This is a genomic window from Flavobacterium sp. IB48 (assembly GCF_016405855.1).
Classification (GTDB): domain Bacteria; phylum Bacteroidota; class Bacteroidia; order Flavobacteriales; family Flavobacteriaceae; genus Flavobacterium; species Flavobacterium ginsengisoli.
This window is the reverse complement of record NZ_JAEFCA010000014.1, coordinates 34,712-45,214: the sequence shown is the minus strand read 5'-3', so window position 1 is coordinate 45,214 and position 10,503 is coordinate 34,712. Positions and strand designations below refer to the sequence as shown.

The 10,503-nt window shown below is 31.6% G+C and carries 6 protein-coding genes; 5 read left to right on the top strand and 1 reads right to left on the bottom strand.

Features of this window, described 5'->3' with window-relative positions:
* Positions 1-1,354 precede the first annotated feature (1,354 nt).
* Positions 1,355-2,986: a glycoside hydrolase family 43 protein gene (locus JC605_RS23370; RefSeq protein ID WP_198858491.1), complete on the top strand. Its 1,632-nt coding sequence runs from the start codon at positions 1,355-1,357 to the stop codon at positions 2,984-2,986.
* Between the two features lie 344 nt (positions 2,987-3,330).
* The gene (gene xylE / locus JC605_RS23365; RefSeq protein ID WP_198858490.1) at positions 3,331-4,749 is read left to right on the top strand and encodes a D-xylose transporter XylE; all 1,419 of its coding nucleotides are present in this window, start codon (positions 3,331-3,333) and stop codon (positions 4,747-4,749) included.
* 155 nt (positions 4,750-4,904) lie between these two features.
* Here the strand turns inward: xylE and JC605_RS23360 are convergent, their stop codons facing one another.
* Positions 4,905-5,780, bottom strand: a complete 876-nt coding sequence (locus JC605_RS23360; protein WP_198858489.1) for an AraC family transcriptional regulator — start codon at positions 5,778-5,780, stop codon at positions 4,905-4,907.
* Between the two features lie 149 nt (positions 5,781-5,929).
* Between JC605_RS23360 and JC605_RS23355 the strand changes: the two genes are divergently transcribed.
* The 3 genes from JC605_RS23355 to JC605_RS23345 are packed head-to-tail and all read left to right on the top strand — an operon-like array spanning position 5,930 to position 10,184.
* Positions 5,930-6,808 carry a phytanoyl-CoA dioxygenase family protein gene (locus JC605_RS23355; RefSeq protein WP_198858488.1) on the top strand — a complete coding sequence of 293 codons (879 nt, stop codon included), beginning with the start codon at positions 5,930-5,932 and terminating at the stop codon, positions 6,806-6,808.
* Complete coding sequence (locus tag JC605_RS23350; RefSeq protein ID WP_198858487.1) at positions 6,798-7,619, top strand: sugar phosphate isomerase/epimerase; 822 nt, start codon at positions 6,798-6,800, stop codon at positions 7,617-7,619. The genes JC605_RS23355 and JC605_RS23350 overlap by 11 nt, the downstream gene beginning before the upstream one ends.
* Before the next feature lie 36 nt (positions 7,620-7,655).
* The gene (locus JC605_RS23345) at positions 7,656-10,184 is read left to right on the top strand and encodes an alpha-glucuronidase family glycosyl hydrolase (protein WP_198858486.1); all 2,529 of its coding nucleotides are present in this window, start codon (positions 7,656-7,658) and stop codon (positions 10,182-10,184) included.
* Positions 10,185-10,503: the final 319 nt, after the last annotated feature.

Below are 10,503 nucleotides of genomic sequence, written 5' to 3'. Positions count from 1 at the left end.
CAACTTTTTCCTCCAGCGTCATTAATGGCAGAAGCAGGTCTATGCGCTGCTCAACGGTTTTATTTTTATCCAGATACGGCTTTTTTTGTGCATTCATATTTCCAACAGTAAACAGAGCAAAAACTCCAATAGTTAGTAATTTTTTATTTTTCATTTGTGGTTTTAAGTTTTATTATTGAGGTTACTAAATTCAGATATACAATGCGCTTTATTATAGTATTTTTAATTGCTATAATAATCAGATTTCCAAACATCAAATGTTTGGTTTCTAAGAGTGTAAATTTAGTTTTGCAGTAATAATAATAGTAGCACATTTGAAGCATTATCTATGACAGATGATGCATAAAAAACTTTACTATCAATCAAACCACTAGATTTTTGCTAAGTGTTTTGATTTTAATTCTGTTTTAAAAAAAAAAAATGATGTATGATTCTTTGAGATGAATGTCGCTAAAAAGAAGTTTTGGGTAAGTAAAATTATTTAATACAGAAAGTGGTTTATTAAGTTCGTTTACTCTTCATATTTTATTTTTCTCCAAAACTGCATAGCTTTTTGTGTCAAAAACTAAGAGAACTACAGTGGCAATATGCCATGATTTTGTCATAAAGATTTTGGGAGATTGAAAACAAAATAAAAGAATTATAAAAGGAAAATCTGAAAATCCTAAGATTTGCAGTTTTTGTTTTTTTTAGCAAAAAAAAAGTCCTAATCTTTAGATTAGGACTTTTGTGGGGAGAGCAGGATTCGAACTTTAAGCTTGAAACCGCTGTATGTACCACTTTTATGTATGTCTTGAACCTCTATGCACCGATTCTGCACCAAATTCAAATTTTTATTTTTCTAATATTAAATCATTCACTAAAATTAAAATGCTGACAAATTAACAGACAGTAGCATTATTCTTTTTTTGTATTACAAAATATATTAAAAAAGTATACATTTCAGGATGTTCTAACTGAAATTGTAAACGAAGTTAAAAATGAAATCTTAATTATTTTCTAAAATCTCTATTTTAGAAAGTTAAACGACCATTAATTTACTTTAGCTTTTAAACGAAGAATCGTTATCATCTCTAGAATGAAATAACTCTTTTGTTAAACATAAGCATATGTGTATTGCTTGATTTTTTCTTTTAGATTAAAAAAAAATAAAAAACCAGCGATTTATATTATATCATTCTTTGACGATTTAGTACCGTTTGGTAAAAAACTTTCTTATTAGGTTTGACTTTTATATTTTAATAATTTTAAAAGATTAAAAGTGAGTCAACTAAAATGTTATATAGCAATAAGTTTTTTGTTTTTGATTTTATTCTCAGGATGTATGAGAGTGTCAAAAAGCTCAAATTTTGTTATGAATTCTGACTACGCAGTTTTTGATTATTTCCATTATGAAGGAAAAGACCAAATCTATAAAACAATTACCAGAACCAATGATAATTATTTCAACCCAATTTTATCTGGATTTTACCCGGATCCAAGTATTTGCAGAGTTGGCAATAAATTTTATCTCGTAAATTCTTCTTTTTCATACTTTCCGGGACTTCCAATTTTTGAAAGTGAAGATTTAGTCAATTGGAAACAGATAGGTCATGTGATAGATAGAAAAGAACAAGCCAATTTTACTCTGGCAATTTCAAAGGGAATGTACGCTCCGACAATTAGATGTCATGACGGAACTTTTTATGTGGTTTGCACCAATGTTGATGCTGGTGGAAATTTTATTGTCACGGCAAAAAATCCAGCAGGACCTTGGTCAAATCCAATATGGTTTCCGAATATTGACGGAATCGATCCTGACATTTTCTTTGATGATAACGGAAAAGTTTATATAACGCATAATGGTCCTCCGCCAAATAATATTTCTGTTCATGGAGGACACCGCGCGATTTATATGTTTGAGTATGATATTAAAAATTTTAAAATTATTGGCGAACCAAAACTTGTAATAAATGGTGGAACAAACATGGCTGAAAAACCAGTCTGGATTGAAGGTCCGCACATTATTAAAAAAGACGGTTTTTATTATATGATTTGCGCGCAAGGAGGAACAGAATATCGTCATACCGAAGTAGTTTTTAGAAGTAAAAACATTTTCGGACCGTATGAAAGTTATGAAATGAATCCAATTTTGACACAGAAAAATTTAGATCCAAACAGGAAAAATCAGGTTACAACTACAGGTCATGCCGATTTTATACAATTGCCAAATGGAGAGTGGTGGTCGGTCTTTTTAGGATGCAGACCTTATGGCGATGATTTATATAATACAGGAAGAGAAACTTTTATGCTTCCTGTTGAATGGAAAAATGGCTGGCCTGAAATAACTGGCGGAAATGAACCTATTCCGTTTATTCATAAAAGACCAAATTTACCACTCTCAAGAGAATCGGTTTTACCTATGAATGGAAATTTTATTTCAGATGACGAATTTGATTCAGATAAACTTGATTTTAAATGGAATTTCGTTCGAACTCCTTCTGAAAAATGGCACGAGTTGAAAGATGGAAAATTATTTGTTAAAGCCAGAAAAGAATCTATAAAAGAACTTGTCAATTTTTCTTTTATTGGAAGAAGACAGCAGCATCTTCAATTTGATATTTCGACAAAAGTATCTTTTGATTTAAAAGGTAATAAAGCCACAGCTGGTTTAGCGGCTTTTCAAAATGAGAAAAATTATCTGTTGCTTGGTATTCGTTTAAATGCCGAAAATAAACAGGAAATATATTTGGAAAAAGCAACAAATGAAGTAAATGAGGGTAAATCTGAAATTGTAAGAAAACAAGAACTTTTGAGCTCTTCAAAAGCTTTGTTCTTTAGAATTGAAGGTGAGGCTCAGTATTTTACTTTTTATTATAAAACAAATCAAGATGATAATTGGAAAGTTCTGGCAGAAAACGTCGATGCAAGTATTTTGAGTACCAAAAAAGCAGGCGGTTTTGTGGGAACTTATTTAGGAATGTATGCGTCATCAAATCATTTTTAAACAAACTAAAATTAAGAGCCTAGTATAAAAACAGAAGTAGTTATTTTATTACAATAATTTTAAAGCTAATTAATAGATCTTATAATAGCTTTTGAATTACTTCGAATATTTTTTGTGTATTTATATTGTTGATGGATAGAGCTTTAAGTTTTAGTTTGCTTTTAATGTAAATTCGAGTAAGAAATAGCAATACGTTTTATAATTCAGAATCATTACAAATTTCAATTTGTCATATTCTAATTCATGGACTTGTTTTATATTCGGCTCAAAAAAATGGCAAATTAATTTTTAATACTGAAAAAATAAGCCTTTTTTGTAATATTTAAATCAATATTTTTATTAAAATGGATAATGTGTCAAATTCTAAGTTTTTATTGAAATTAACGATGATCGCCACTTTGGGCGGAATGCTTTTTGGCTATCATACTGCTGTCATTTCAGGAACCGTGAGTTCTTTAGAGAAATTTTTTGTACTTCCTTTAGGATTAACAGAGGATGCAGCAAGCTCACAATTAGGATTTGTAGTTTCAAGCGCTTTAATCGGCTGTATTATTGGAGGAATAGTTAGTGGATTTATCAGTAAAAAACTGGGAAGAAAAAAAGGATTGATTTTGGCAGGAATTCTATTTTTACTTTCTTCTATTGGTTCAGCTGCACCGGAAATTTTTATTAGACCAATTGGTAAAGGAGATTATACTTTTATTAATTTCTTTATGACGTACCGAATGATCGGAGGAATTGGAGTTGGTTTAGCTTCAATGCTTTCTCCACTTTATATTGCTGAGATTGCTCCTGCAAAAAACAGAGGTAAATTAGTGTCAATGAATCAGTTTGCTATTATTTTTGGAATGCTGATTGTATATTTTGTCAATTATTTTATTGCAAAACAAGGAGATGAAACATGGCTGGATACATTAGGATGGCGCTACATGTTTGCATCTGAGATTGTATTTGCTATTCTCTTTTTAGGACTTTTGTTTTTTGTTCCAGATACGCCTCGTTCTTTAATGCTTCAGTCGAAAGAAAGTGAAGCTTTTGCGGTTTTAGAAAAAATTAATGGAAAAGAGGAAGCAAATAAAATACTTGTTGAGATTAAAAATACTTTGGCTGATCATTCAGGTAAATTATTTTCTTACGGTTTGGCAGTTATAATTTTCGGAATGTTGTTATCGTTTTTTCAGCAATTTATAGGAATTAATGTGGTTTTGTATTATGCTCCTGAAATCTTCAAAACAATGGGTTCAGGAACAGATAATGCTTTATTGCAGACTATAATTGTGGGAGCAGTAAATTTATTATTTACCGTTTTAGCAATTCAGACAGTTGATAAAGTAGGCAGAAAACCATTAATGATAATTGGTGCTTTAGGAATGGCCGTGGCAATGATTTTACTTGGAGTTTCTTTTCAAAGTAAATCAATGGGAATTTTTGCACTTTTATGTATGTTATTGTATGTTGCCGGTTTTGCAATGAGCTGGGGACCTGTAACCTGGGTATTGTTATCTGAGATTTTTCCAAATAAAATTAGAGGAAAAGCTATGGCTATTGCAGTAGCTGTACAATGGATTTCGAATTATCTGGTTTCGTGGTCATTTCCTATTATGGATAAAAATTCTTATTTAGTACAACAATTTAATCACGGTTTTGCCTATTATATTTACGGTTTAATGGGAATTCTTGCAATGCTTTTTGTATGGAAATTTATTCCGGAAACAAAAGGAAAAACATTGGAGGAAATGGAAAATTTGTGGAAGAAAGATTAGTGCAAAGAAATAAGATTTTAGAACCAAGAATATACTTGCCTAAAAAAACAAAAAAAGGTTGCTGATGTTATTAGCAACCTTTTTTTGTTGATTATTTTAACACTTCAAAATGAAGATATTTTTTCTAAAACAATTTTAATATTTTGATTTTCAAATTAAGCTATCTCCGGAATTTCATAAAATGATTCTTTTTTGTATAAAATCCTGTATTTGGATGGAGTCATTTTTTTAAGTTTCAAAAACTGTTTGTTAAAATTGGCAATAGTTTGAAATCCGCTATCGTAGCAAATGTCTGAAACGGGCAGATTAGTTTCTAAAAGAAGATTGCACACGTGTCCGATTCTTATTTCGTTAAGGAAATTGATATATGACTTTTTGGTACTTTTCTTAAAATAGTTGCAAAATGCTGGCTCCGTCATTCCGGCCAAATCTGCAATGTCTTTTATTTTGATTTCATTTTGGAAATTTTCGATACTGTAATTGAATACTTTTTCAATTCTAATTTTCTCCTTAATGTTTTGAAAAGCAATCTGTTGTTCTGTTAATTTAGTGTAGCAGTTTTTCTTGGTCAATATGGTTAGGCATTGGTATAAAAGTAAAATACGTTTATGAAATGGGCCATCCTGCATTTTAGTAATCAGCTTTCCAAGTTTAGCTGTATGTTTTTCGTTGACTTTTAGTCCTAATTTAGAAGTAGCAATTAACTGTTTGATATGTATGTTTTCAGGAAGATTTAAAAAATCGCTTCCCCAAAAATCTTCTTTAAATTGAATGACAATGGCACTGGTTATCATGCTTTTATCTCTTTTTTGAAAGGTATGCGGAACATTTGAGCCAATAAAATAAACATCTCCGGTTTTAAATTCACTAACATCATTTCCAATAAACCCTAAGCCTTCACCTTGAGTAAAAAATATAATTTCAATCTCAACATGCTGATGCCAGGTTACTTCAAAATTAGGTGTGCAATATGTTCTCGCTACAAACGAATTATTTTGCGATAATGGTAATTTTTGAACATGTGGTTTCATTTATAATATTTTTACGACAATTAATTTATGAAGATTACTTGAAATATTAAAATAGTTTATAAACTAAACAATTATTGCGCAGTATCTTCCCGAAAAACTCTTTTTATTTGCAATGTTAATGAATTTTTAATAATAAGAATTTTAAAATAATGACAAATTTGAATCTGGATATAAAAAATCAACGTGAGTTTTATGATAATAATGGTTATCTAATTGTATCAGATTTATTGTCTGATAATGAGATAGATATTCTAAAAAACGAAACAAAAGAAATTTTCAAAGGGAATCGTGGTTTAATTGACGGTCTTATTGAATCGTCACAAAATGAAGAAGACGAAGACATTCTAAAAAAATATGTGGCTATTCATTTTCCGCATAAAATTTCAGAAGTTATCTATTCTTTTTTAAAACATGATAAAATAGTATCAATACTTCAAAACTTAGTTAGCGAAAATGTAAAGTGTATGCAATCGATGCTTTTTGTAAAAGCTCCAGGGAAAGCTGGACAATCATGGCATCAGGATGAATTTTATATCCCAACCAGAGATAAATCGCTAATTGGTGTTTGGATTGCGATTGATGATGCAAATATTGACAATGGCTGTTTATGGATTATTCCAGGTTCTCATAAACTTGGATACATTTTGCCAAGAGTAAAAAATGAGAATAAAAGCTTTGCCGATGTTGATACCGTAGATGTGTCATCGTACAAGGAGGAAGACATGATTCCGGTTGAGGTAAAAAGAGGTTCTGTAGTGTTTTTTAACGGATATACGTTGCACAGTTCATTGAGAAATCAGACCGCATCAAATTTTAGAACGGCTTTAGTTAATCATTACATGAGTGCAGAATCAATGCTACCGTGGGATCAGGATGGTAAATTACCGCCATCTGATGATTTGCGTGATATTGTAATTGTAGCAGGAATTGATCCTTATTCCTATAAAGAAATTACTGATGTTAATAAACCTTTTTTAAGGCCAGAAGTTTTGGCTATAAAGTCAAAAATAAATGTAAATGAAGATTAATTTTTTTTGCCCTCGCTGGGGAAGTGAAAATTTAAATTGGAATGAGTTTTTTGAAAAGGTTAAAAATGCAGGGTATGATGGTGTGGAGTGGGCGATTGCAAAAGAAGTTTCCAGAAATGAAATTGAAAGGGTTTTAGAGATTTCGAAATTATATGAGTTAAAGATTATTGCTCAGCATTTTGACACCAATGATTCGAATTTTGAGGAACATTTAAAAATATACAATAAGTGGCTGGAAAAAGTTTCAGGTTTACCATTTTATTGCATTAATTCGCAAACAGGAAAAGATTTTTTTTCGAAAGAACAAAATCAGATTTTGATTGCTGAAGCAAAGAAAAGTGAAATAAAGATCGGAATACCAATTTATCATGAAACGCACCGAAACAAGTTTTCTTTTGCAGCTCATATCACAGAAAAGTTCTTAGAAGAAAATCAGGAATTAAAGCTGACATTAGATGCTTCACATTGGGTAAATGTTGCAGAATCTTATTTGGATGATCAGCAAAAGGCTATGAATTTAGCACTTGAGAGAACAGAACATATTCATGCAAGAATTGGTCATACTGAAGCGGCACAAGTTTCAGATCCTTTTGCTCCAGAGTGGAATGATGCTTTAGAGAAACATTTAAACTGGTGGGATGCCATTATAAAAAGAAAAATAATTGAAGGTGAATCTCAAATAAGCATAACACCAGAATTTGGCCCCGCGCCTTATATGTTTGTTCTGCCATATACTAAACAGCCAGTTGTAGATCAATGGAATATTAATGAAAGAATGCTTCATTTTTTAAAAAATAGATATCAGGATTAAAAAAAAACTTTTAGAAGAATTACAATGAATTTTAAAATGAATTACAAAAAAGCTTTAGCAAAATTAATCTGTGTAACAGTTGTTTTACTTGTTTTGATAAGTTGTGGCGAATCAAAAACGCTCACTATTTATTATGCAAAAGACGCATCGCCAAAAGAAATTCTGGCTGCTAAGGAACTTCAGAAATATATTTATGTGAGATCTGGGGAACTTCCGGAAATTGCAGTTTATGAAGGAAAAGAGCAAGTAAAAGGCAAAGCTATTATTTTGTCTCAATTTGAAAAATTTGAAAACAAAAGTAATGTTATAAAAGTTGAAGGAGATTCGTATTTATTGAAATCTGAAGAAAAAGACCAGCTTTTTATCGTTGGAGGCTCATCAGAAGGTATTCTATACGGAGCTTATAAATACATAGAATCGCTTGGTGTTGGTTTTATGATTGATGGCGATATTATTCCTGATGAAAAATTGGATACTGTAAAACTGAATGGTTTCAACGAAACGCATAATCCAGCATTTGCTCTTAGAGGTATTCAGCCTTTTCATGATTTTCCTGAAGGACCGGATTGGTGGAATGAAGAAGATTATAAAGCTGTTATTTCGCAATTACCAAAAATGGGAATGAACTTTATCGGATTTCATACTTATCCTGAAAAACGCCCATTTGGAGGTTGGGAACGCGCAGAACCAATGGTTTGGATTGGCACAAAAGATCAGTTTAATAAAAACGGAACTGTAAAATCTGCTTATCCGGTTTTGCATTCCAACACGGCAGACAGTACTTGGGCTTATTATCCTAAAAATACTTCTGATTATCATTTTGGAGCTTCACAATTATTTGAAACAGATAGGTATGGCGCTTCTTACATGAAAAATGTATCGGGATGGCCTCACACAGAAAAAGAAAATGTAAAGATTTTTGATGAAGTTGGATCAATGCTTGGAAACACTTTTACATTGGCAAAAGATTTAGGGGTAAAAACATGTATCGGAACTGAAACGCCATTAACAATTCCGTTTGATGTACAGCAAAGATTGATTGCTCAGGGCATTGATTTGAATTCTAAAGAAGCAAGAGTAAAGCTGTACGAGGGAATTTTTTCTAGAATTATGGCAACGCATCCGTTAGATTATTATTGGTTTTGGACGCCAGAAACCTGGACTTGGGACGGACAAAATGATGCGGCGGTTGAAAAAACAATTCAGGATATACAAAGTGCCATTCAGGCAAAAAGCAATGTCAAAGCACCTTTCACTTTAGCAACAAGTGGTTGGGTTTTAGGTCCTGCAAGAGACCGAGCGGAATTTGACAATTTATTTCCAAAAGAAATGCCTTTTTCTGTAATTAATAGAGAAGTTGGATTTACGCCTGTTGAGTCTGCTTTTAAAAATGTCAACAACAGACCAAAATGGCAAATCTCATGGGTTGAAGATGATCCTGCAATGGTGACACCACAGTTTTGGGCGGGAAGAATTTTGAAAGATGCCTCAGATGCCTTTCGCTTTGGATGTACAGGAATGATGGGAATTCACTGGAGAACAAAAAATCTTTCGCCAAGTTTTATGGCTTTGGCAAGATCAGGTTGGGAAGCTGATAAATATAAATCTCCAGGAGACAGTATTCGCCACATTAATCCAAGTGAAATATATAAAGAGTGGGCTTCACTGCAATTTGGACCAAAAGCCGCTACTCAATTAGGTAATTTGTTTACTTCTTTAGATGGTGGGGAATTTAAATTAGGAAGCAAAGACAGACATGCTAATTTTCCAAGAACAGCCGACTGGGGCAAAAAAGGTCCTGGAATGATTAAACCAAATTATGAAGCTTGGGAAAAGTATCAGAAAAAATATGATTTTATAAAAACGTATGAAAATGCTAAAAATCTTGTTGTAGGAAAAGGAAATCTGGAACGTTACAATTATTGGTTAAACACTTTTTATTACGCAAAATATCAAGGAAATGTTGGTTGCATTTTAGCTGATATGGAACGTTTAAACGTACAAATTGGAAAAGCAAAATCAAAGGAAGAAAAAATAAAACTGGCTAATGAATTAATTGCAAAAAGAAATGAAGTTGCAAAAGCCTGGGAAAAAATGGGAGATTGCCTGATGCAGACTGTAAGTACAAATGGCGAAATGGGAACTATTGCAAATCTAGAACAGCATAATCTTGGAAGTCTAAATCAGATTCATCAATACGATAAAGTTTTGACAGAATTGTTAGGAGATATTCCAGAAATTAAAATGTCGACAGCATATAAAGGCGAAACCAGAATTGTAATGCCAACAAGGCAAACCATTATAAAACAAGGTGAATCTTTAGTGACTAAAGTCAGGATTTTGTCTTCTCAAAAAATTGCTTCGGTAAAAGTATTTTACAAAGCCTTAAATGAGAAAAATTATACGGAAAAAGCATTGAAGAATGTGAACAGAAATGTGTATCAATTAGAAATAACCCCTAAAGAATATAATCAAAATAGCTTTACTTATTATGTAGAAGTAACAACTGGAACTAAAACGGTTCGTTCCCCTCAAAGTGAACCAGAAGCTGTTACAGTTTGGTAAATCTTTAATAAGAAAACAAGCTAGAATTTAATGTTTCATTTTTAAGATTATCTAAAAAAAATATTAGTCATTTTTTTCTGATTGACTAATATATCGAGTCATCTTTTGCCTTATCGGAACGGTTTTAATACGAGTGAAATATCTCGTACAGGGACTCTTTTTGCCTAAAAAAATGAAAAAAAATAATATCAATTCACTAAAAAAAATAACAAAAAAACAAAAATGAAATCCAAGTAACAAAAAAACAATTTTGAAAGTAAATCTGAAATTCTTGAAGAACCACTAAGAAAAGAAACAGATTTTGAAAAGAAACATGACT